Genomic DNA, 20,243 nt, shown 5'->3' on the forward strand with positions numbered 1-20,243 from the left:
TCTGGGCCGCTACACGCCGGGCCAGCAGGTCCAGCAGGGCGCTGGCCGGGCGGCCTAGGGCCAGGACAACGAAGTGCTCGATCTGGGCCTTGATCAGGCGCTGGCGATGATCGAGGCCGGTGACATCGCCGACGCCAAAACCGTTCTGCTGCTGCAGGCGCTGGCGCTCCGGCTGGCGGCAGGCGACATGATCTGAGTTTTCTAGGCGTCTGGCCTTGCATTGGCGCGGCGGGGCACGCGCGCCCGGATCCTTTGGCGACGCCCGGCCTTTTCGAGCAGCAGGCGCTTGACCGCCAGACGCCGCGCCTGGGCGCGGGATAGTTCGGGCGATGTGTGCAGCGATTTTGCCAGAACCTCACCCATGCGGGTCTGCCAGCCGGGTCCGCGCCGTTTGAATCCGTCGATCACTGCCGGATCCAGCCGCATTGTCACCGAGACCTTGGTTTGCTCCAGCTTCGGGCGGCCCCGGCCCCGAGGCGTCGGCATTGCCAATCCCTGTGCGGCGAACCATTCGGACGCCGGGCGCAGGCGCGCGATCTCGTCATCGGTGAGCGCAGCGTCCAATGGATCGAAATTTTCCGGTGCCTTGCGGTCAGATGCCATAGCGGCGAATTTCCTTCTCATGCATGCGGCGAAGGCTGATGATGCGCAGGGCCTGACCCCGCCGGGTAAAGGCAATACAATGGGCCACCCCGGCGATACGGCCGAAAGCCCGGGCCCGGACTTCACCATAATCATAGCGTTCGTCGGCGCCGATAACGGCGCTCGACCAATCAAAATCTTCTACGACCTCAAACCCAACGCCATGTTTGGCGCGGTTCGCTTCGCATTTGGCCTCGTCCCACTCGTACATCCACTGTCTCGGGGTAAGACGAAGTCTCGGGGTAAGACGAAATTATTGTACATACACATATCAATCGCTTCAATAGTGTACGTACAATAATTCGCAGAATGCCGGCCTAATAATCGCTCAGCGGCTTGTCGGGATCATAGGGCTGATCCTTGGCCGCGCGGGTGACGGCCTGGCCGGCCCGCATTTTCTTGCTGTGCGAGTCAAAGGCATAGGTCGGCCCGCCATGCAGCTGCCAGCCCTGGCTGAGCGCCTTGGTGACCTTGTGGCAGAAGGTGGCGTCGTCCTCGCCGGTGAGAAATCGATAGATGAGCATGCATGCCCCCAATGCGTGAGCGCTGCACGCGCCCGATTGATCTTGTGACGTCTTAGCGCTATTCGAAATTTCATGCACAGATTTCCTGACTATCTGCTCAAAGGCCACGCCAACTTCATGGCTGGCCGCTATACGCGCGAAAAAGATCGCTATCGGGATCTGGCCAGTATCGGTCAAAGCCCCCAGACCATGATCATCGCCTGCTGCGACAGCCGCGCCGCGCCTGAAATGATCTTTGACAGCACGCCGGGCGAATTGTTCGTGCTGCGCAACGTGGCCAATCTGGTGCCGACCTATCAGCCCGATGGCGGCCAGCACGGTACCTCGGCGGGCATCGAGTTTGCCGTCAAGGCGCTGGGCATCGCCAATATCGTGGTCATGGGGCATGGCCGCTGCGGTGGCATCAAGGCGGCGCTCAGTCCCGATTCCAGCCCGCTCGACAGCGGGGACTTCATCGGCAAATGGATGAAAATGCTGGGCGGACTGCCCGAGCAGATCGGCCACAATGAACTGATGACGCCCGGTGAGCGGCAGACGGCGCTGGAGCGCATCTCGATTCGCAACTCGATTGCCAATCTGCGCACCTTTCCCTATGTCGCCGACCTCGAGGCCGAGGGCAAACTGGCGGTGCATGGCGCCTGGTTCGACATCTCGACCGGCGAATTGTGGATCATGGATAACGAAACCGGCGATTTCCTGCGGCCCGAGCTGTAGCAGTTCCCAGTTGCCAGCCGGCATGATCGGCCCGCGCACAGTGTTCAAACACGCATAAAATTGCGTCCTGACCAGTTTCACGCCCGCGTGATCGCTGGTCATTGCGCGTTGTTCGACGCAATAGCATACTTGTTGTTCAGCATTGTCTCCGCGCAGCATAAATACGTTCGCGTGATTGAATTATAGCCCGGATGAAACAGGCAAAATCTACAGCAAAGGCGCGCGCCTTATTGTTGCTCATACTGCCCCAATGTTACCCGATATTCTCCCGATATCTGCCCCGCTTCCGGCCCTTGTCGAACACATTGGCTGAGCATTGTCTGTGGCACGGGCTGCCAAGCTGCAGCGCGTCGGGGGCCGGTTGACCGGTCACCGCTTACCGACTCACTAATCGGAGCCACCTGCTATGAAAAAGATCGTTCTCTCCACCCTCGTCGTCCTTGGCCTGTCCAGCGCTGCCTTTGCGCAGGCAGCCACTGACTTCGTCGCCGTCGATGCCGATGCGAGCGGTGCCGTGACGCTTGAAGAAGCTCAGGTCGCCTGGCCCGAGCTGACGGCAGAAGCCTTTGCGGCGGCCGATACCGATGCCAATGGCGAACTGTCGGCCGAAGAGTATGGCCTGCTGGCATCGGCTGCGCCCGCCGCCATGTAAGCAGATGCCCGTCACGGGCATTGCAAGGCCACCCCAAGCAATTGGGGTGGCCTTGTTTGTTTGGCGGGGCAGGCGGGCTAGAGCAGGGGTGTCGCGCGGGGCCGCAGCAATGTTACCAGCAGGCCGGCGATGACCAGCAGCGCCCCGACGATCTCGACCGGGGAGATGGTTTCGCCCAGCACCAGATAGCCCGAAGCCAGCCCGGTAATGGGCACCAGCAGGGTAAAGGGCGCGACCACCGAGGCGGGGTGCTGGCCGAGCAGCCAGCTCCAGATCGCCATGCCCAGCAAGGTTGCGGGGTAGGCGAGGAAGGCGATCAGCGCGGCATCGCCCCAGCCAAAGCCCAGCAGGGCGTCCGACACCGCCAGCGGCCCTTCAAACAGCAGCGACAGTGCCAGCAGCGGCAGCGGCACGACCAGGGCGCCCCAGACGGTGAGCGAGACCGGGTCAACCTTGCCCGCCTTCTTGATCAGGATATTGGCGGCGCCCCAGCACAGGGCGGCCAGCAGCGTCATGCCCAGCGGCAACAGCGCCGCTCCGGCCAGCCGGTCGGCACCGATCACCGCAATGCCGGCAAAGGCGATGGCGGCCCCCAGCACCTGCACGCTGCGCGGGCGTTCGCCCAGCAGCACAAAGGCCAGCGCCATGGTAAAAAACGCTTGGGTCTGCAGCACCAGCGAACTCAGGCCCGCCGACATGCCCCAGGCCATGGACAGGTTGAGAAAGCCATAGAGCCCGACGCCGAAGGCAAAGCCATAGGCCACGACCAGCGGCCAGGCCACTTTGGGCGGCTTGATGAAAAACACCAGCGGCAGGGCGGCAAACAGAAAGCGCAGGGCAGCGGCCAGCAGGGGCGGCAGGGCGGCGACGCTGAGCTTGATGACGACGAAATTGAAGCCCCAGATGGCGACCACCAGCAGCGCCAGGGCGATGTGACGGATCGGCATCAGGCAGGCCGCAGCCGGGCCAGCAGGCGCGGTCCGAACACATTGAGCATCAGGCCGGCAAAGATCAGCACGCTGCCGGCCAGCTCGAGCGGCGACACGGCTTCACCGAGCAGCACGAAGGCCGCGGCAAAGCCGACCACCGGCACCAGCAGGGCAAAGGGCGCCACCAGTCCGGCGGGGTGGCGTCCGAGCAGAATGGCCCAGCCGCCATAACCGAGCAGGGTCGAGCCATAGGCAATGAACAGCACCGAGAACAGGGCCTGCGGGCTGATGCTGACAAGGCTGGTCACGGCGCCGGGTCCCTCCAGCAGCAGGGCCAGCGCCAGCATGGGCAGCGGCGGGATCAGGCTGCCCCAGATGACAAAGGCAAACATATCGACCTTGCCGGCGCGCTTGGTGACGATGTTGGACATGGCCCAGAACAGCGAGGCCACCAGCGTCATCAGCAGCGGCACCAGCACGGCGCCGCCGAGATGTTCGGTGCCGATGGTCAGCAGCCCGAGCAGGGCAATGGCCGCGCCGGTCAGGCGCAACGGGGTCGGGCGCTCGCCCAGAAACAGGGCGGCCAGTCCCATGGTGAAAAACACCTGCATCTGCATGACCAGGCTCGCCAGCCCGGCCGGCATGCCCATGCCGATGGCCGAAAACAGGAAGGAGAACTGCAGCACGCCCACGCTCATGCCATAGGCCAGCAGCAGGCTCCAGCTGACGGCGGGCCGGCGGACGAAGAAAATGGCGGGCAGCACGCAGCCGATATAGCGCAGGGCCGTCAGCATATAGGGCGAGACTTCGTCGACCCCCCATTTGATGGCCACGAAATTGAGGCCCCAGATAATCACGACGCCAAGGGCGAGAAGGAGGTCGCGTAGCGGCATGGTGACCTGCAGGGCTAATAAGCGCGATGCCAGCAGGCGCTCGATCTGGCTCCCTCCCCCTGGTGGGGAGGGCTGGGGTGGGGTGGTCTGGACAGGGTCGGAATGCCCGAACGCCCGCCACCCTTAATCCCTCCCCACCAGGGGGAGGGAGAGTGTTCTGTGCAGAGCCGACCTGCGTCGTTCTCAGCCCTCGGTCAGGCGGCGGTGGCCGCGTCGCGTGGCTTGAGGCCCAGCTCGATCAGCGTTTCGGCGATCTGGATGGTGTTGAGCGCGGCGCCCTTGCGCAGATTGTCCGAGACAACCCAGATATTGAGGCCGTTCTCGATGGTGGCGTCCTCGCGGATGCGGCTGACAAAGGTGTCGTATTCGCCGACGCATTCGACCGGGGTGGCGTAGCCACCAGGCTCGCGCTTGTCGAGCACCGTCACGCCCGGCGCCTCGCGCAGGATGTCGCGTGCCTCGTCCGCGCTGATCGGGTTCTCGAATTCGAGATTGATGGCTTCGGAATGGCCGACAAACACCGGCACGCGCACGGCGGTGCAGGTCACCTTGATCTTGGGATCAAGGATCTTCTTGGTTTCGGCCATCACCTTCCACTCTTCCTTGGTCGAGCCGTCTTCCATGAAGACGTCGATATGGGGAATGACGTTGAAGGCAATCTGCTTGGGGAATTTGCTGCCATTGCCGGGATTGTCGTTGACGAAAATGCCCTTGGTCTGGTTCCACAGCTCGTCAACGCCCTCCTTGCCGGCGCCCGACACCGACTGGTAGGTCGACACCACGGCGCGCTTGATCTTGGCAAAGTCGTGCAGCGGCTTGAGCGCCACCACCAGCTGGGCCGTCGAGCAATTGGGGTTGGCGATGATGTTCTTGCGGTTCCCATTGGCCAGCCAGGGGCCGAGCGAGGGGCCGTTCACTTCGGGCACGATCAGCGGCACATTGGAATCGTAGCGCCAGAAGCTGGAATTATCGATGACGATGCAGCCCGAGGCGGCAATGCGCGGACCCCAGTCCTTGGAAATCTCCGAACCCGCCGACATGATGGCGAAATCGACGCCCTTGAAGTCGAAAATTTCAAGGTTCTTGGCCTTGAGGATCTTGTCGCCATAGGAGATTTCGCGGCCGGTGGAGCGCGAGGAGGCGAGTGCGATCACCTCGGAGGCGGGGAACTTGCGTTCCGCCAGAATATTGAGAACTTCACGGCCCACATTGCCTGTGGCACCGATGACAGCGACGCGATAACCCATTTTTGGAACTCCAGTCCCTTACCATTTTCGCCCCCGCGCAAACCCTTGCGGTTTGCGGCCATTCGGATCAGCCTCTCCCCGTCGGGAGACGACCCGGGGAAAAGCGTCAGGCGGTTTTGGTGGTTTTGGTGGTTTTGGCCATGAGCGCAACGACGCCCCCGGCGGTGCGCCGGGTGAGTGCCAGGTCAGCAATGGAAAACACGCTGTGCATCATGGACTGCTTGGTTGGAAAAGCAGGCGAAGTCATACTCCACTGTAGGATTTAGTCAATGCTCGTCCTTGGCGCCTCCCGGCCCATCTCCGTCCAATGGCGGCGCGTGGCCATGACGGTTCGGCTTGGCAGGGACACACGCTTGCCCTATGCCGGGCGCTCCCGCTTGCGCACAGGACCGCCCCATGCCTCACTATGATGTCGTCATTCTTGGCGCCGGCGCTGCCGGCATGATGGCCGCCATCGAGGCCGGGCGGCGCGGGCGCTCGGTGCTGCTGGTCGACCACGGCAAATATGCCGGCGAAAAGATCCGCATCTCGGGCGGCGGGCGCTGCAATTTCACCAATATCCACGCCACCATCGACAAGGGCCGCGATCGTTTCCTGAGCGCCAATCCGCGCTTTGCCCTGTCGGCGCTGAGCCGCTACACGCCCGACATGTTCATTGCCATGGTCAGGGATCACGGCATCCAGTTCCATGAAAAGACCCTGGGCCAGCTGTTCTGCGACGGGCCGGCGACGCAGATCAATTCCATGCTGCTCAATGAAATGCGCAAGGCCGGGGTGACGCTGGTGCTCGAAACCAGCGTCGAGGCGGTGGACCGCGGTACGGACGGTTTCTCGCTGCAGCTGAGCACCTCCTCGATCACCTGCGAGTCCCTGATCGTCGCCACCGGCGGCAAGTCGATTCCCAAAATGGGCGCGACCGGCCTGGGCTATCAGCTGGCCAGCCAGTTCGGCTTGCGGCTGACCGAGACGCGGCCGGGCCTGGTGCCGCTGACCTTTGAGACCGGGGCGCTGGACAAGCTCAAGGCGCTTTCGGGCATCGCCACCGATGCCATTGTCAGCCATGGCAAGACCGCGTTCGAGGAAGCGCTGCTGTTTACCCATCGCGGCCTGTCGGGGCCGGCCATCCTGCAGATCTCGTCCTATTGGCGCGAGGGTGATGCCATCGCGGTGGATCTGCTGCCGCATGAGGATGCCGGCGAAAAGCTGCGCGCCGCGCGCCAGGCGACGCCCAAGCTGCAGGTGCAGACCGTGCTGGCGGGCTTCTTGCCGCGCAAGCTGGCGCAGCTGCTGGGCGAAGAGCTCGACATGACCGGCATGATCGGGGATTTTTCCGACAAGAAGCTGGCCGTGGTCGAAGCGATCCTCAAGGCCTGGACGCTGAAGCCGGTCGGCTCGGAAGGCTATCGCACGGCCGAGGTGACGCTGGGGGGTGTCGATACGCGCGATCTCGACGCCAGGACCATGGCCGCGCGGGACGTGCCGGGCCTCTATTTCGTCGGCGAGGTGGTCGATGTCACCGGCTGGCTGGGCGGCTATAATTTCCAGTGGGCCTGGGCCTCGGGCTGGGCCGCCGGGCAGGTCGCCTGACCGGGCCGTTTGCCCCGTCTAGAACTTCCAGCCCAGGCGCAGGCCGACATTGGACAGGCCCTGATTCATGTCGCACCAGCCATTATTGGACGTGTGCTCATAGGTCAGCGTTGCCGTTACAGTGTCGCTGACATGGGCGCCAATGCCATAGCGCTCGTAAAAATTCAGCCGGCAGCCGAAATTGGCGTAGCGCGTGTCGTCGGGCGAGCCGGTCAGATAGCCATTGTGCACCGCGCCGCCGAAGGCGCCTTCGAGGTAGAGCGGGGTGTCAAAGATCGGCAGCTGCCAGGTCAGGCTCAGATGCAGCAGGCTGTCCTGGCCATCGGTATTGATGGTGACGCCCAGATCGGGACGGGGCGAGCCGATCCAGCGGAAGGCGTCGAGGTCGGGCGATTTGAACAGCACCTCGAAGCTGACGTCCTCGATCTGGTTGAGCTTGTACTCCCAGGGCGGGGGAAACAGGATATAGCTGACGTCATGGGCGTGCAGGCCGATGCGCAGCTCGTCGACCACATCGGCAAAGGGTTCAGGCGCAGTCAGGCTCTGGGCCTGGGCAGGGGTCGCCAAGCTCATCGATGCTGCGATGGCAAGTAGAGCAAAGTGCAGTTTCGACACGACGGACCCCCAAGGCTGATCCACAGTAAAAGCGGCAATATTGCCATTGAGTCAACGTGGTGTGGCGCATTGGCGCGATTTTGTGACCGTGTGGCCACAAGGCGCCTCGCTTTCATCGTAATTTGACGATACAAGGCGGGCAATTGTTCTCAACCATGTGATTGCCATGACCGCCCCCTTCGCTCTGTCACTGCAGGACCTCGCCCCGATCGCCGAAGGCAGCACCACCGCGCAGGCCATGGCTGAAACCATCGCGCTGGCCAGGGCGGCTGACGGCCTGGGCTATACACGGCTCTGGTATGCCGAGCATCACGGCATGCCGTCCATCGCCTCCTCGGTCCCCGAAATCCTGATCGGCAGCGCGGCGGCGCATACCACCGGCATTCGCGTCGGCTCGGGCGGCGTCATGCTGCTCAACCATGCGCCGCTGCGCATTGCCGAGGCCTATCGCACCCTCGAAGCGCTCCATCCGGGCCGCATTGACCTGGGGTTGGGCCGCGCACCGGGCGGCGATGGCTATGCCATGCGGGCGCTGCGCAGTGGTGGTGGCGAGGAGTTCGCCAGCTATCTGGCCGAGCTGATGGCGTTTGATGAAGACGGCTTTCCGCCCGATCATCCCTATTCACGCGTGCCGGTGTCGCCGGGCGGGGTGCGCTTGCCGCCGAAATGGCTGCTCGGCTCGTCGGGCTCGAGCGCCCAGGCGGCGGGGCAATTGGGCTTTGGCTATGCCTTTGCCGCCCATTTCAGCCACACCCCGGCCGCGCCGGCCTTTGCGGCCTATCGGCAGGCCTTCCAGCCCACCGATGAATTCCCCGCGCCGCAGACCATGCTGTGTGTCTCGGTGGTGTGCGCGCCCACCGACGAAGAGGCGCAGTATCTGTCGCGCTCGCAGGCGGTGAGCTGGGCACTGTTCACCTCGGGCGAGCAGCGCAAGCTGATGAGCCCGGAAGAGGCCCATGAGCGGGTGCTGACGCCGCAGCAGCAGGCGGTGATCGATCACCAGTCGAGCCTGTGGATCGTCGGCTCGCCCAGCACGGTGCGCGATACCATTGCCGAAAAGGCCGAGGCCTGCGCCGCCGACGAGGTGATGATCACCACCACCATCCACAGCTACCAGCTGCGCCGGCGCTCCTACGAACTGGTGGCCAAGGCCTTTGATGTAACCCCGCGCGCCTGATCCTGGTACGAAGTTTGCATTGGCGCGGCGCTGTTAACGTCTCATTGCGGCTGCGTCGTCTACCATGGCGCAACATTTTTTCGCCCGGATTGATTTATGAGCGCCGCAGCATTCGTTCTGGCCATCAATTTCTGCGTGGCCGGCCTGTTCGTCACGGCATTTACTGTCGTGGCCGTCAATGCCCGCATCGCCACCGGCGCGCGCTGGCTGGCCCTGGCCTATTGCGCCGGACTGGTCAATTTTGGCTTGGAGATGATCCTGCCCCTCCAGAGCGATCCGCGCCCGCTCGGCATCGGCATCTTCATGGTGTTCCTGCTGGCCCTGGCCGCGAGCGCGGTGGGCCTGGCGCGCAATTATCGCGTCGATCCGCCCTGGTTGCTGCTGGGCGGGCTGCTCATCGCCTCGTTCATCGATGTTGTGCTGATCTATGACATGGAGCGTAACACGCTGCTGCGCGGCCTGCTGTATCAGGCCCCCTATGCGCTGATGCTGCTGATCGGGGCCCTGGTCGTGCTGCGCTCGGGGCGGCGGCATGTGCTCGATCTGGTGCTGCTGGCCATTCAGGTGCTGGGTGCGCTGCATTTTCTGGGCAAGCCGTTTCTGGCTGTGGCGCTGGGCTCGGGCGCCAATCCACAGGCCTATATCGGCACCAGCTATGCGGCGATATCGCAGGCGGTGGGGGCGGTGCTGCTGATCGGCAATGGCATTTTGATGCTGGTGATCATTCTGCGCGACACCACCACGGAGATGCGGGCCCAATCGGAAACCGATCCGCTGTCGGGCCTGCTCAACCGGCGCGGTTTTGAGGATCACGCCGAAGAACTGCTTGCCGCGGCGCGCCGGAGCGGGGTGCCGGTGAGCGTGGTGGTGGCCGATCTCGATCACTTCAAGGCCATCAATGACCAGCATGGCCATGATGTCGGCGACGCGGTGATCAGAAGCTTTGCGCAAACCCTGCAGGACGCCGCCAGCCTGGGCGCCATGACGGTGACGGGGACCGTGCTGGGACGCCTGGGGGGCGAGGAATTTGCCGCCCTGGCCCCGGGCAGCGGCCTGCACTCGGCGCAATTGTTCGCCGAACGGGTCCGCACGCCATTCGGCACCAAGGGCCTGATCAGGCAGGCGCCGGAGCTGCAACCCACTGCCAGCTTCGGGATCGCCCAGCTCAGAGCCGATGAGGGCCTGTTCGATCTGCTGCGCCGGGCCGATGCCGCGCTCTATCAGGCCAAGAGAACCGGGCGCGACCGCATCTGCCTGGACGTGGTCGAGGCAGTGTCGGCACCGGCCAGTGCCGATCGCCGGCAGGTCTCGCGCCGGTCCTAGAGCGTTTTCAGCACAGGCGGCTCACCTTGGCCGTTCGAACGCGACCAATCAAAGACTCGCAGCAGTGTGACCGTTTCAGCGAAACGGTGAAATGCGCTAATTGTCGTCGCGGCGCTCGACGAATTCAAAGCCGTCGGCGTCGGGCTCAACCTTGAGGGCGAGCTGCTGGCGGTCAAGCTCGGCCAGCCAGGCGGCCCAGGAACAGGGGCTCAATCCGGCCGTTTCGTCGGTGACAGGGCTGGGTGGGCTCGATTTGCCGGCCCGGCCGAAGCGCAGCTTGAGCTGGGCCCGCTCCTCGCCAAAGCGGTTGCGCACCCGGGCAATGGCAGGCACGCCGTGACGATTGGCGACCCAGGTGCGGATGTCACTATGGCCGATCAATGTCTTGTTGCCGACAGGGGACTTGGACATGCTGGCGTTCCTCCTCCAAAGAGCCATGCTGATCAGATGCAACGGGGCTGACGCGCGCGCCGTTCCATCACAATAGTCTCAATCCTGCAGCAGGACAGTAACAAGATTGAGACGCTGCATCTCCTCGACCGAAAAATAATACAGCCGCTCGGGTGGCGTCTGCAGCGCGTGCAGCCAGAGCGCCGGATCGACGCCGCTGCGCGTCAGGGCGGTGATGATTTCGGCGGTGGTGGCTTGTGCGTCGCTCATTGCGGCGCCGGCCATGCGCAGGGCGTCCGGCGTCGCGCCGGCCAGGGCGGTTGCATAGAGCTGGTGCACGCCAATGGCCGAGGCCGGGCTGGCGCTGCGGGTCGTGCCGGCGGCAAAGACGATCGGGCAGGAGGAGGCGCAGAGCGCCCCGGCCAGCACCTGGGTGGCCAGGCCCTTGTCATGGATCAGCTCGCCAATGGCCAGGGCATCGCGCACCGCGCCGCCGGGCGAATCAAGCTGCACGGTCTGCACATATTCGCCGCGGGCGGCGATCTCGCTGGCAAAGCGGGCTGCGGCGCCGGGGTCGATCGTGCCGGTCAGCGTCAGCACGCCCCCACTGCCCAGGGCGATTTCCAGCGGTTGTTGCAACAGCGCCGGGTCGGTGGTGATCGCCGGCATCGGGCCGGGATTTGGCCCCTCCAGCGCCGGTGGCAGGATGGGTTGCAGCGGCCGGTCGAAGCTGGCGTCCTGGGTGGCCGCCAGCTCGCGGAAATCGACAAACAGCATGGCGGCAACCCCGGCCAGCAGGGCAAAAAAGGCCAGCCGCAGCAGGCCGCCGTCATCAATGGCGCCCAGGCGTTGCACGGCCCGGCGCAGCGGCGCGGCTGCGGTGGTGGCCGGCGCGGTCATGCGGGGCGCGGCGCGTCGGTGCGCTTGCGCTGGGCGGCGTCAATGGGGGTGACGGTGCCGTCGGCCTCGGACGCCTCGGCGGTCAGGGGCGCTGCCGCTGGCGCGGGTTCAGGCTCACTGGCGCTGTCCTGCCCCGGCGGGCCGGTTGCCACCGCGATGCCGGCGGCCTCCATCTGGCGGAACAGGGCCATGGCGCGCAGCATTTCGGCGGCGGTGATGTTTTCCGCCTCGGCCAGTGACTGCGATTCCTGGCGCATCGCGTCATTGACGATCATCAGCACCAGGACCAGCACCACGGGCAGCAGGTCGATGGAAATGGCGCCGGCCCAGCTGGGGATGAAATCGGACCAGTAGCGGATCACCGCCTCGGCGCTGGACAGCGGCACGAAGCGGCGTTGCTCGACGGCAGGGGTGGCCAGAATCTCATCGGCTGCCGCGCTGAGATCGGCAGCAGCGCGCTTGACCGAGGCGGCAATGTCGGTCTGCTGCAGCGCGGCGATCGCGGCAGACAGCTGCACCGCCTCGGTCTGGAAACTGTCCGAGCGCGGCGCGACCGCGCCGGGGGTGGAGACCAGTTCGCGCATGCTGGCCAGCCGCGTCGAGCCCTGTTCGAACAGCCCCGCCACCGCGTCGCGATTGCTGGTGATGGTGGTGCTGAGCTGGGTCATCTGCGCGCTCATCTGGGTGAGCAATTGCACCACGCTGCCTGAGCCGGTGGTGCCAGTCAGGGCGCCGCTTTCGCGTTCGTCAGCGGCAAGGCCCGCAAAGCGCTCGGCGGCGCGCTGCACGTCGGGCAGCAGGCTCTGGCTGGCCAGCGCATTGGCATGGGCGGCGTCGAGATCTTCGGCATAGCCCTGCAGCGTCACCGCCATATGCTGTTCGAGCGCGGCCGAACCGGCCAGCGCAGCGGCGTTGAGCCAGCTGCTCATGGCAATGATCATGACGCAGCCAATGGCCATGGTCAAAAACAGCGCAAGGCGCTGCACGCCCGAGGTCACCAGCGGCACAAAGCGCAGCATGAAGCTCCAGAAGGCATAGATCGCCACTGAAACGGCGGCCGAATAGATGATGGCGGCAAAGAACACAAAGCTGGCCGAGCCATCGAGCAGGCCGCGCACCCCCAGATAGGTATAGACGCCCGAGGCCAGGGCGAGCACGGCCAGGGCAAAGCGCGTCATGGTCTCGACGCTCTTGACCGTTTCGTTGAGACGATAGGCGTTCGGCTTGAGTTGCATGTGGCGCGGCCCCCAATGATTAAGCAGAGCTTAACACGGCGATGGCGGCGAGATGGTGACAGACTGCGGCAGGGTTAATGACGAAGCGGTGAGACGCGGGCCGGGAAAATTTGCCGAAATCGGTCGCCCATGTCGATTTTGGGCATGCTCATCCGTTGTGTCAGTGTGAACCTTGCTGTTTCCGTCACTCAACCCCGAGAATTCCAATGCGCTATTTCATGAGTATCATCCCGCCCGCCGACCTCAAGTCCGAAGACATCCCGCAAGGGCTGATGGATGCCATGGGCCCCTGGATGGAGAAAAACCTGGCCGCCGGCTCCCTTGTCTCGACCGGCGGCCTCAAGCCTGCCAGCGAAGGCAGGCGCCTGATGGGCCACACCGGCGCCGTGGCGCTCACGGACGGCCCGTTTGCCGAAGCCAAGGAAGTCATTGGTGGCTATGCGGTGTTCGAGGCGCCCGATCTGCAGGCCGCGACGGCACTCGCCAGCGAGTTCATGCAGCTGCACATCGACAATGGGCTGTCCAATATCGTGCTGGAACTGCGCGAAATCGCGGGCGGCGCCAACTACTGATCCGCCCATCGCGCGCCGCCGTGGCCGCCCGCTACCCCTCGATCGCTACTTCCAGCGCAACGGTCACCATTTCCCTGAGCGAGGTCTGGCGCTGGTCGGCGTCGATCTCCTGGCCGGTGATCAGGCAGTCGGTCATGGTGCAGATGGTCAGTGCCTTGACGCCGAAGCGGGCGGCCAGCGTATAGAGCGCGGCGGCTTCCATTTCGACGCCGATGACGCCGTGCTCGGGCAGCTTGTCGTAACCGGCCATGCCGTCGGCATGATAGAAGATGTCCGAGCTGAGCATATTGCCGGCGTGGTAGCGCATGCCGGCGGCCTCGGCCTTGTCGGCGGCGGACCGCAACAGGCCGAAATCGGCGATCGGGGCAAAGTTGAAGGCGCCAAAGCGGCCCTTGACGATGGCGCTGTCGGTTGAGGCGGCCTGGGCCAGGATCAGGTCGCGCACCTTGACCTTGGCATTGAGCCCGCCGCAGGTGCCCACCCGGATCAGCGTGGTGACGCCATAGGTGTTGATCAGCTCATGGGCATAGATGGCCAGCGAGGGCTGGCCCATGCCGCTGGCCTGCACCGAGACGCGCTTGCCCTTGTAGGTGCCGGTATAGCCCAGGCAGTTGCGCACGGAATTGACCAGTTCTGGCGCTTCGAGAAAGGTCTCGGCGATCCATTTGGCGCGCAGCGGGTCGCCCGGCAGCAGCACGGCATCAGCATAGTCGCCGGCTTTGGCGTGATTATGGGGGGTCATGGCGGTCTCCCGTTGGTTTTTTGTCCACTTGGTCAAAGCAATGGCATTGCTGGCCCCGAACGGCAAGTGAACGGCGCACGTCTTGACCCCGTGCCCGGGGCGGTCCATCTACGCAGCCGCATCAGGAGTGATAGAGCATGGTCAGCAAGATTTTCATCGATGGCGAAGCGGGCACCACGGGTCTGCAGATCCGCGAGCGGCTGGCCGGTCGGCGCGATCTGGACGTGATCTCCATTGCCCAGGACAAGCGCAAGGACATCGATGAGCGGGCGCGGCTGCTCAATGCGGCCGATATTGCCATTCTGTGCCTGCCCGATGATGCCGCCAGGGAAAGCGTGGCGCTGATCGACAATGGCACGACGCGGGTCATCGACGCCTCCTCGGCCTTCCGGGTGCATGGCGACTGGGCCTATGGCTTTGCCGAGATGGACAAGGGCCAGAGCGAGGTCATCGCCCGGGCGCGCTTTGTCAGCAATCCGGGGTGCTACCCGCAGGGGGTGATCGCCACGGTGCGGCCGCTGATCGAGGCGGGGCTGCTGCCAAGCGGCTATCCGCTCACCGTCAACGCGATTTCCGGCTATAGCGGCGGCGGCAAGCAGATGATCGCCGAATATGAGGCTGCCGGTGCGGCGGCCAGCCATTTCATGCCCTATGGGCTGACCTTCGCGCACAAGCATGTGCCCGAAATGACCGCCTATACCAAGCTGGCCCAGGCGCCGCTATTCGTGCCCTCGGTGGGCGATTATGCCCAGGGCATGATGAGCTTTGTGCCCCTCCAGCTCAGCCATCTGGGCGTGGTGCCCAAGGGCGTCGAGCTGCATGCCGCCATTGCCGACCATTTTGCCGCCATCCCCAACAGCTTTGTCGAGGTGGCGCCCTATGTGGAAATGGCCAGGTCACCCGAGCTGGATCCGCAGATCTACAACAATACCAACACCATGAAGCTGCATGTGTTTGCCAGTGACGCGCGGGCGCAGGCGGTGCTGGTGGCGGTCTATGACAATCTGGGCAAGGGCGCTTCGGGCGCTGCGGTGCAGAATCTGAACCTGATGCTGGGCGCCGATCCGCATACGGGATTGCACTGATCCCCCTCGCATTTTGCGAGGCTATCTGCATCTCGCCTCGCATTTTGCAACGCTCAATGGTGAACAAAAACTTAACGCTGTCAGCCCTTTGACCCGCGGAGGCCCGGATTGCGGGGGCGGACCGGTCGGGCGCGCTTCTGGCACGCTTTGTGCAACAGCGTTCGTATCCGGGTTGATTTGTACTGCGTACCGGATGTCAGTCATTGAGGCCCCGTTCTGTGCGACCAGAGCGGGGTCTTCATGGTTTGCGGCCTGCCCTTGTCGCGCGGCGGCGTTGCGACTAAATAGGCAGTGAAAACAGGAGACTGCAATGAAGGCCATTCTCGACGTGATCATGGTGATCCTCCAGCTGTACTGGTGGGTGTTGCTGATCATGATCATCATGAGCTGGCTGATCTCGTTCAACGTGATCAACACGCGCAATCAGTTCGTGGCCAGCGTCTGGCGGGTGGTCAACCAGTTGACCGAGCCCCTGCTCAATCCCATTCGCCGCGTCATGCCCAATTTCTCGGGCCTCGATATTTCGCCGATCATCCTGTTCCTGGGCATCTTCTTCATCCAGCAGCTGATCGTGCGCTACGGCTATGCCTACGTCCCCTGAGGGAACAGCATTTTGGCACTCTGTTACCGGCTCAGCCCCACGGGGCTGAGCCTTTTCGTTCGGGCCACCCCCAATAGCGGGCGCGACGTCATCGAGGGCGTGCAGCAGCGCGACGATGGCAGCGCCGTGCTGCGCGTGCGGGTCAAGGCGGTGCCCGACAAGGGCCGCGCCAATGCCGCGGTGATCGCGCTGCTGGCCAGGGCGCTGGGCGTGCCCAGATCGGCCATCAGCGTCAGCCATGGCGAGACCGCCCGGCTCAAGACCCTGTCGGTGCTGGGGGACAGCACGGCTCTGGTGGCGGCGCTGGAAACCATCAGCTAGCGCCTTGTGCACCGCTCGGCCCATCCCGCCGCGACAAAACCGCGCAACTCCCATTGCGTAAGCCGATAATCTGGCTAATCTGGCGGTCAGGAGGGGGGCTCCTTGGAGGGCTGTCCGGCGCGGGTTGGAGGAACCGGTGGCGGCGCAGCGGCGGGTCCCTTGAGGCACATCGAGAGGGACTATTCTATGACTTTGGCACTCTGGCTGATCGTCGTATGCGGCGCTCTGTCCATCATTTACGGCGTTATCACCACAAGGCAATTGCTGGCCGCCGATGCCGGCTCCGCCCGGATGCAGGAAATCTCGGCGGCGGTGCGCGAAGGCGCTTCGGCCTATCTCAAGCGGCAATACACCACCATTGCCATTGTCGGCGCGGTCATCCTGATTGCCGCCTACTTCCTGCTCGGCATCTATGCCGCCATCGGCTTCCTGATCGGCGCGGTGCTCAGTGGCGCGGCCGGCTTTATCGGCATGAACGTGTCGGTGCGGGCCAATGTCCGCGTCGCCCAGGCGGCGATTTCCTCGCTCAGCAAGGGGCTCGATCTGGCGTTCAAATCGGGCGCGGTCACCGGCATGCTGGTGGCGGGCCTGGGCCTGCTGGGCGTGGCGCTCTACTTCATGGTGCTGACGCAGTTCCTCGGCTTTGCCTTCAATGACCGGGTGGTCATCGATGCGCTGGTGGCGCTGGGCTTTGGTGCCTCGCTGATTTCCATCTTCGCCCGGCTGGGCGGCGGTATCTTCACCAAGGGCGCCGATGTCGGCGGCGATATGGTGGGCAAGGTCGAGGCGGGCATCCCCGAGGATGATCCGCGCAACCCGGCCACCATTGCCGACAATGTGGGCGACAATGTCGGCGACTGCGCCGGCATGGCGGCCGACCTGTTCGAGACCTATGTGGTGACCATCGTCGCCACCATGGTGCTGGCCGCCATCATCCTGCCCGACGCCTTCAAGCTGATGGGCATGGTGCTGCCGCTGGCCATTGGCGGCGCCTGCGTCGTCACCTCGATCATCGGCACCTATTTCGTCAAGCTGGGCGCCGACAACAACATCATGGGCGCGCTGTACAAGGGCATCATTGCCACCGGCGTGCTGTCGCTGGTGGCGCTGATCCCGGTGCTGTGGTTCGTGTTTGGCGATCTCAATGTCGCCATTGCCGCCAATGACAAGACCTTTACCCCGATGAGCCTGTTCTGGTGCGGCGTCGCCGGCCTGCTGATTACCGGGCTGATCATCGTCATCACCGAATATTACACCGGCACCAATCGGCGCCCGGTCAATTCCATCGCCGAGGCTTCGGTCACCGGACACGGCACCAATGTGATCCAGGGGCTGGCCGTGTCGCTGGAATCAACGGCGCTGCCGGCGCTGGTGATCATCGCCGGCATCATCGTCACCCATAATCTGGCGGGCCTGTTCGGCATCGCCTTTGCGGTGGCGACCATGCTGGCGCTGGCCGGCATGGTGGTGGCGCTCGATGCCTTTGGTCCGGTTACCGACAATGCCGGTGGCATTGCCGAAATGGCCGGGCTGGACGATGCGGTGCGGCACAATACCGATGCGCTCGACGCGGTGGGCAATACCACCAAGGCCGTCACCAAGGGCTATGCCATTGGCTCGGCCGGCCTCGGCGCCCTGGTGCTGTTCGCGGCCTATACCCAGGATCTGATCTACTTCGCCAACCTGCCTGACGCCCCGGCAATCTTTGCGGGCATGGGCACGCTCACCTTCTCGCTGGCCGATCCCTATGTGGTGGTGGGCCTGCTGTTTGGTGGCCTGCTGCCCTTCCTGTTCTCGGGCATGAGCATGACGGCGGTGGGTCGCGCCGCCCAATCGGTGGTGGTGGAAGTCCGCCGCCAGTTCAAGGCCGATCCGGGCATCATGGCCGGCACCTCCAAGCCTGACTATGCCCGCGCAGTCGACATGCTGACCCGGGCCGCGATCAAGGAAATGATCGTACCCAGCCTGTTGCCCGTGCTCAGCCCGATCGTGGTGTTCTTCGTGATCTACTGGATCGCCGGACCCGCTGCCGGCTTCTCGGCCCTGGGTGCCATGCTGATGGGCGTCATCGTCACCGGGCTGTTCGTGGCCATTTCCATGACCGCCGGTGGCGGCGCCTGGGACAATGCCAAAAAGAGCTTTGAAGACGGCTTTACCGACAGCCACGGCGTCAAGCACCTCAAGGGCAGCGACGCGCACAAGGCTTCGGTCACCGGCGACACCGTCGGCGACCCCTACAAGGACACTGCCGGCCCGGCCATCAACCCGATGATCAAGATCACCAATATCGTGGCCCTGCTGCTGATCGCCGTTCTGGCCCATCTGGGCTGACCACCAGACATTGTCTGGACTGGAATGAAGAAGGCCCGGGGCGCAAGCTCCGGGCCTTTGGCGTGATGTTGTACGCCTAGTTCAGTGCCTGGGTCACCAGCGCCTTAAGCATCACCTCGGGGCCGGGGGTAAACACCAGGTCCTCACGGCCAAAATAGCTCTTCTGGTTGGTGGCGGACCAGTCATTGGTGACAATGGTGTAGCTCTGCTTGGTCGGCAGGTCGGTCGGGGCGGCGTAGAGAAAGTCACCGGTGCGCTGTTCGAGGGTCTGCGCGCCGTCCTGGTTGGCCCGGGCGAGGATCTCGGCCAGCACCTGCGCGCTAACTTCGGCCAGCATCAGCTTGCCATCGAAGCGGACAATGGCGTTAAAGCCATATTGGCTGACATCGCCCTGGGGCAGGCCGGTACCCAGCGTGGTATGACCGACAAAGCCGACATCGGCCCCGGCGCCAGTGGCCATGGTGGCGGCGACGAAGCGGCCGGTTTCGGCGAGGCTCATGGCGGTCTCGGACTGGCCGATGGCGGCGCGTTCCTCGGCGGTGAGATGCTCGGCCAGCATGGCCTCGATCAGCGCGGCGAGTTCGGCATCGGGGGCGATATCGGCGGGCAGTTCGGTCTGGCTGAGGGTGATCGCCCCGTCGGCGGCGATCTCGGCCACCGTATAGACATTGCTCCAGGAGCCGGTATGGACGTAGCGGCTGCGGCCTTCCTCGTGGGTCAGCAGCAGATGGTCGTGGCCGCCGACGATCAGCGTGCCATCGGGCAGCAGGGGCAGGATGGCGCGGTCGGCGACCACGCCGGCATGGCTGAGCACCAGGTCGAGGCCGTCAGCGGCGAGGGCTTCTGCCAGATTGGCGCTGGCCCACTCGACCGGATCGGGCAGGGTGAGGCTGTCGCGCAGCGCCTTGGGATAGGTGAACAGGGCCGGCGTGGCGATGCCGACCACGTTGACATTCATATCGCCCAGCTTGAGGCTGGCGGTGGCCGGGGCATAGGGGGCGCCGCTGCGGCTATCGACGATGTTGGAAACAACCGTGATGCCCAGCGCCTGAGCCTGGGCCACCACCTTGGCCAGGTCATCGCTGAAATCGGGTTCATGATTGCCGATATTGAGCACGGTGGGGGCCAGGCCGGCGAGGGCTTCCAGCAGCGCCCAGTCGACGCGACCGGCGGAGCGGCTGGCCACCACATTGCCGGCTTCGAACACATCGCCATTGATGGCAATGATGTGCGGCACGGCATGGTCCTGAATTTCGCTGCGCAGCGCGGCCAGCAAATGGGCCGAATGCTCATAGGCCGAATGCAGGTCCGAGAGGATCAGTACCCGGCCGGCGGTGTCGGCGGCGATGGCGCGGGCCAATGGCAGGGCCAGCGGCAGCATGGCGGCCGAGCCGAGCAGTTGCAGGGTGAGGCGGCGGGAGAAGTTGAAGCTTGGCGTCATCGCGGAACAGTCCTTTGTCCAGAGCAGTGTGCGGCTTACGGCAGCGGTGTGACAGTGGCTGAACACGCTGATGACGAAAATGTTGCTGCACGGTGACGATGCCGTGCCTGCGCCGGGATGACGACCGTGTTCGTGGGTGCCTCAATGCTTCCCTCCCACCGCGTGACGACCGCGTATTTTGGCACGGTCTCACCCCACCCACCGGGTGGCACCTCCCCCTTGACGGGGGAGGTTGGGAGGGGGTGCGAGAGCCCGGATATCAGGGCCAGCCGTCCCCCTCCCTTGATCCCTCCCCACAAGGGGGAGGGTGTCGACTGGGACT

23 protein-coding genes are annotated in these 20,243 nt (G+C 64.4%); 11 read left to right on the forward strand and 12 right to left on the reverse strand.

The annotated features are described in order from the left end of the window. Window positions 1–73: 73 nt before the first annotated feature. Window positions 74–196, forward strand: a complete 123-nt coding sequence (locus Q8O80_RS07730) for a hypothetical protein (protein ID WP_305578630.1) — start codon at window positions 74–76, stop codon at window positions 194–196. A 5-nt stretch (window positions 197–201) separates the two neighbouring features. Here Q8O80_RS07730 and Q8O80_RS07735 read toward each other — a convergent pair whose 3' ends face one another. The 3 genes from Q8O80_RS07735 to Q8O80_RS07745 form a co-directional block, all read right to left on the reverse strand. After that, window positions 202–603: a BrnA antitoxin family protein gene (locus tag Q8O80_RS07735; RefSeq protein ID WP_305578632.1), complete on the reverse strand. Its 402-nt coding sequence runs from the start codon at window positions 601–603 to the stop codon at window positions 202–204. After that, window positions 593–853 (reverse strand): BrnT family toxin, encoded by a 261-nt coding sequence (locus tag Q8O80_RS07740; RefSeq protein WP_305578634.1) that lies wholly within the window; start codon window positions 851–853, stop codon window positions 593–595. Before Q8O80_RS07740 ends, Q8O80_RS07735 begins: the two co-directional genes overlap by 11 nt. A 106-nt stretch (window positions 854–959) precedes the next feature. Beyond that, the gene (locus Q8O80_RS07745; protein WP_305578636.1) at window positions 960–1,166 is read right to left on the reverse strand and encodes a DUF1737 domain-containing protein; all 207 of its coding nucleotides are present in this window, start codon (window positions 1,164–1,166) and stop codon (window positions 960–962) included. 72 nt (window positions 1,167–1,238) lie between these two features. On the opposite strand from Q8O80_RS07745, the gene Q8O80_RS07750 reads away from it, so the two are divergent. After that, a complete protein-coding gene (locus Q8O80_RS07750) occupies window positions 1,239–1,880 on the forward strand; it encodes a carbonic anhydrase (protein ID WP_305578638.1) in 642 nt (213 codons plus the stop codon). Between the two features lie 406 nt (window positions 1,881–2,286). Further along, window positions 2,287–2,532 (forward strand): hypothetical protein, encoded by a 246-nt coding sequence (locus Q8O80_RS07755; RefSeq protein WP_305578640.1) that lies wholly within the window; start codon window positions 2,287–2,289, stop codon window positions 2,530–2,532. Between the two features lie 77 nt (window positions 2,533–2,609). On the opposite strand, the gene Q8O80_RS07760 is transcribed toward Q8O80_RS07755, so the two are convergent. The 3 genes from Q8O80_RS07760 to Q8O80_RS07770 form a co-directional block, all read right to left on the reverse strand. Further along, on the reverse strand, window positions 2,610–3,479 hold the full coding sequence (locus Q8O80_RS07760; protein WP_305578642.1) for an EamA family transporter: 870 nt from the start codon (window positions 3,477–3,479) through the stop codon (window positions 2,610–2,612). Beyond that, the gene (locus Q8O80_RS07765; protein ID WP_305578644.1) at window positions 3,479–4,354 is read right to left on the reverse strand and encodes an EamA family transporter; all 876 of its coding nucleotides are present in this window, start codon (window positions 4,352–4,354) and stop codon (window positions 3,479–3,481) included. Before Q8O80_RS07765 ends, Q8O80_RS07760 begins: the two co-directional genes overlap by 1 nt. A gap of 194 nt (window positions 4,355–4,548) precedes the next feature. Continuing rightward, window positions 4,549–5,601: an aspartate-semialdehyde dehydrogenase gene (locus Q8O80_RS07770; RefSeq protein ID WP_305578646.1), complete on the reverse strand. Its 1,053-nt coding sequence runs from the start codon at window positions 5,599–5,601 to the stop codon at window positions 4,549–4,551. 396 nt (window positions 5,602–5,997) lie between these two features. On the opposite strand from Q8O80_RS07770, the gene Q8O80_RS07775 reads away from it, so the two are divergent. Next, the gene (locus Q8O80_RS07775; protein WP_305578648.1) at window positions 5,998–7,188 is read left to right on the forward strand and encodes an NAD(P)/FAD-dependent oxidoreductase; all 1,191 of its coding nucleotides are present in this window, start codon (window positions 5,998–6,000) and stop codon (window positions 7,186–7,188) included. Between the two features lie 18 nt (window positions 7,189–7,206). Here the strand turns inward: Q8O80_RS07775 and Q8O80_RS07780 are convergent, their stop codons facing one another. Next, window positions 7,207–7,761: an acyloxyacyl hydrolase gene (locus Q8O80_RS07780; RefSeq protein ID WP_305578650.1), complete on the reverse strand. Its 555-nt coding sequence runs from the start codon at window positions 7,759–7,761 to the stop codon at window positions 7,207–7,209. A 208-nt stretch (window positions 7,762–7,969) separates the two neighbouring features. Between Q8O80_RS07780 and Q8O80_RS07785 the strand changes: the two genes are divergently transcribed. Next, complete coding sequence (locus tag Q8O80_RS07785) at window positions 7,970–8,980, forward strand: LLM class flavin-dependent oxidoreductase (protein ID WP_305578652.1); 1,011 nt, start codon at window positions 7,970–7,972, stop codon at window positions 8,978–8,980. Window positions 8,981–9,076: 96 nt separating this feature from the next. Then, the gene (locus tag Q8O80_RS07790) at window positions 9,077–10,303 is read left to right on the forward strand and encodes a diguanylate cyclase (protein ID WP_305578654.1); all 1,227 of its coding nucleotides are present in this window, start codon (window positions 9,077–9,079) and stop codon (window positions 10,301–10,303) included. 96 nt (window positions 10,304–10,399) lie between these two features. Here the strand turns inward: Q8O80_RS07790 and Q8O80_RS07795 are convergent, their stop codons facing one another. From Q8O80_RS07795 to Q8O80_RS07805, 3 genes are all read right to left on the reverse strand, one after another. Next, window positions 10,400–10,714: a hypothetical protein gene (locus Q8O80_RS07795; protein ID WP_305578656.1), complete on the reverse strand. Its 315-nt coding sequence runs from the start codon at window positions 10,712–10,714 to the stop codon at window positions 10,400–10,402. 78 nt (window positions 10,715–10,792) lie between these two features. Next, a complete protein-coding gene (locus Q8O80_RS07800; RefSeq protein ID WP_305578658.1) occupies window positions 10,793–11,593 on the reverse strand; it encodes a hypothetical protein in 801 nt (266 codons plus the stop codon). Then, window positions 11,590–12,828, reverse strand: coding sequence for a hypothetical protein (locus Q8O80_RS07805; protein WP_305578660.1), 1,239 nt, complete (start codon window positions 12,826–12,828; stop codon window positions 11,590–11,592). The genes Q8O80_RS07800 and Q8O80_RS07805 overlap by 4 nt, the downstream gene beginning before the upstream one ends. 206 nt (window positions 12,829–13,034) lie before the next feature. On the opposite strand from Q8O80_RS07805, the gene Q8O80_RS07810 reads away from it, so the two are divergent. Further along, a complete protein-coding gene (locus Q8O80_RS07810) occupies window positions 13,035–13,400 on the forward strand; it encodes a YciI family protein (protein WP_305578662.1) in 366 nt (121 codons plus the stop codon). A 31-nt stretch (window positions 13,401–13,431) separates the two neighbouring features. Here Q8O80_RS07810 and deoD read toward each other — a convergent pair whose 3' ends face one another. After that, window positions 13,432–14,142: a purine-nucleoside phosphorylase gene (deoD, locus tag Q8O80_RS07815; RefSeq protein WP_305578664.1), complete on the reverse strand. Its 711-nt coding sequence runs from the start codon at window positions 14,140–14,142 to the stop codon at window positions 13,432–13,434. Between the two features lie 137 nt (window positions 14,143–14,279). On the opposite strand from deoD, the gene argC reads away from it, so the two are divergent. The 4 genes from argC (at window position 14,280) to Q8O80_RS07835 (ending at window position 18,480) form a co-directional block, all read left to right on the forward strand. Further along, on the forward strand, window positions 14,280–15,227 hold the full coding sequence (argC, locus tag Q8O80_RS07820) for an N-acetyl-gamma-glutamyl-phosphate reductase (protein ID WP_305578666.1): 948 nt from the start codon (window positions 14,280–14,282) through the stop codon (window positions 15,225–15,227). Between the two features lie 310 nt (window positions 15,228–15,537). Beyond that, a complete protein-coding gene (locus Q8O80_RS07825) occupies window positions 15,538–15,828 on the forward strand; it encodes a YggT family protein (protein ID WP_305578668.1) in 291 nt (96 codons plus the stop codon). Between the two features lie 12 nt (window positions 15,829–15,840). Further along, a complete protein-coding gene (locus tag Q8O80_RS07830) occupies window positions 15,841–16,149 on the forward strand; it encodes a DUF167 family protein (RefSeq protein ID WP_305578670.1) in 309 nt (102 codons plus the stop codon). A 186-nt stretch (window positions 16,150–16,335) separates the two neighbouring features. Beyond that, on the forward strand, window positions 16,336–18,480 hold the full coding sequence (locus tag Q8O80_RS07835) for a sodium-translocating pyrophosphatase (RefSeq protein ID WP_305578672.1): 2,145 nt from the start codon (window positions 16,336–16,338) through the stop codon (window positions 18,478–18,480). 76 nt (window positions 18,481–18,556) lie between these two features. Here the strand turns inward: Q8O80_RS07835 and Q8O80_RS07840 are convergent, their stop codons facing one another. Further along, on the reverse strand, window positions 18,557–19,921 hold the full coding sequence (locus tag Q8O80_RS07840) for a metallophosphoesterase (RefSeq protein ID WP_305578674.1): 1,365 nt from the start codon (window positions 19,919–19,921) through the stop codon (window positions 18,557–18,559). Window positions 19,922–20,243: the final 322 nt, after the last annotated feature.

Source organism: Devosia sp., assembly GCF_030689745.1.
Lineage (GTDB): Bacteria > Pseudomonadota > Alphaproteobacteria > Rhizobiales > Devosiaceae > Devosia > Devosia alba.

What these genes read in the sequence shown, in the direction of transcription:
- Q8O80_RS07735 (WP_305578632.1), bottom strand. Translation starts at nt 603, where the DNA reads ATGGCATCTGACCGCAAGGCACCGGAAAATTTCGATCCATTGGACGCT.
- Q8O80_RS07740 (WP_305578634.1), bottom strand. Translation starts at nt 853, where the DNA reads ATGTACGAGTGGGACGAGGCCAAATGCGAAGCGAACCGCGCCAAACAT.
- Q8O80_RS07745 (WP_305578636.1), bottom strand. Translation starts at nt 1,166, where the DNA reads ATGCTCATCTATCGATTTCTCACCGGCGAGGACGACGCCACCTTCTGC.
- Q8O80_RS07750 (WP_305578638.1), top strand. Translation starts at nt 1,239, where the DNA reads ATGCACAGATTTCCTGACTATCTGCTCAAAGGCCACGCCAACTTCATG.
- Q8O80_RS07755 (WP_305578640.1), top strand. Translation starts at nt 2,287, where the DNA reads ATGAAAAAGATCGTTCTCTCCACCCTCGTCGTCCTTGGCCTGTCCAGC.
- Q8O80_RS07760 (WP_305578642.1), bottom strand. Translation starts at nt 3,479, where the DNA reads ATGCCGATCCGTCACATCGCCCTGGCGCTGCTGGTGGTCGCCATCTGG.
- Q8O80_RS07765 (WP_305578644.1), bottom strand. Translation starts at nt 4,354, where the DNA reads ATGCCGCTACGCGACCTCCTTCTCGCCCTTGGCGTCGTGATTATCTGG.
- Q8O80_RS07770 (WP_305578646.1), bottom strand. Translation starts at nt 5,601, where the DNA reads ATGGGTTATCGCGTCGCTGTCATCGGTGCCACAGGCAATGTGGGCCGT.
- Q8O80_RS07775 (WP_305578648.1), top strand. Translation starts at nt 5,998, where the DNA reads ATGCCTCACTATGATGTCGTCATTCTTGGCGCCGGCGCTGCCGGCATG.
- Q8O80_RS07780 (WP_305578650.1), bottom strand. Translation starts at nt 7,761, where the DNA reads ATGAGCTTGGCGACCCCTGCCCAGGCCCAGAGCCTGACTGCGCCTGAA.
- Q8O80_RS07785 (WP_305578652.1), top strand. Translation starts at nt 7,970, where the DNA reads ATGACCGCCCCCTTCGCTCTGTCACTGCAGGACCTCGCCCCGATCGCC.
- Q8O80_RS07790 (WP_305578654.1), top strand. Translation starts at nt 9,077, where the DNA reads ATGAGCGCCGCAGCATTCGTTCTGGCCATCAATTTCTGCGTGGCCGGC.
- Q8O80_RS07795 (WP_305578656.1), bottom strand. Translation starts at nt 10,714, where the DNA reads ATGTCCAAGTCCCCTGTCGGCAACAAGACATTGATCGGCCATAGTGAC.
- Q8O80_RS07800 (WP_305578658.1), bottom strand. Translation starts at nt 11,593, where the DNA reads ATGACCGCGCCGGCCACCACCGCAGCCGCGCCGCTGCGCCGGGCCGTG.
- Q8O80_RS07805 (WP_305578660.1), bottom strand. Translation starts at nt 12,828, where the DNA reads ATGCAACTCAAGCCGAACGCCTATCGTCTCAACGAAACGGTCAAGAGC.
- Q8O80_RS07810 (WP_305578662.1), top strand. Translation starts at nt 13,035, where the DNA reads ATGCGCTATTTCATGAGTATCATCCCGCCCGCCGACCTCAAGTCCGAA.
- deoD (WP_305578664.1), bottom strand. Translation starts at nt 14,142, where the DNA reads ATGACCCCCCATAATCACGCCAAAGCCGGCGACTATGCTGATGCCGTG.
- argC (WP_305578666.1), top strand. Translation starts at nt 14,280, where the DNA reads ATGGTCAGCAAGATTTTCATCGATGGCGAAGCGGGCACCACGGGTCTG.
- Q8O80_RS07825 (WP_305578668.1), top strand. Translation starts at nt 15,538, where the DNA reads ATGAAGGCCATTCTCGACGTGATCATGGTGATCCTCCAGCTGTACTGG.
- Q8O80_RS07835 (WP_305578672.1), top strand. Translation starts at nt 16,336, where the DNA reads ATGACTTTGGCACTCTGGCTGATCGTCGTATGCGGCGCTCTGTCCATC.
- Q8O80_RS07840 (WP_305578674.1), bottom strand. Translation starts at nt 19,921, where the DNA reads ATGACGCCAAGCTTCAACTTCTCCCGCCGCCTCACCCTGCAACTGCTC.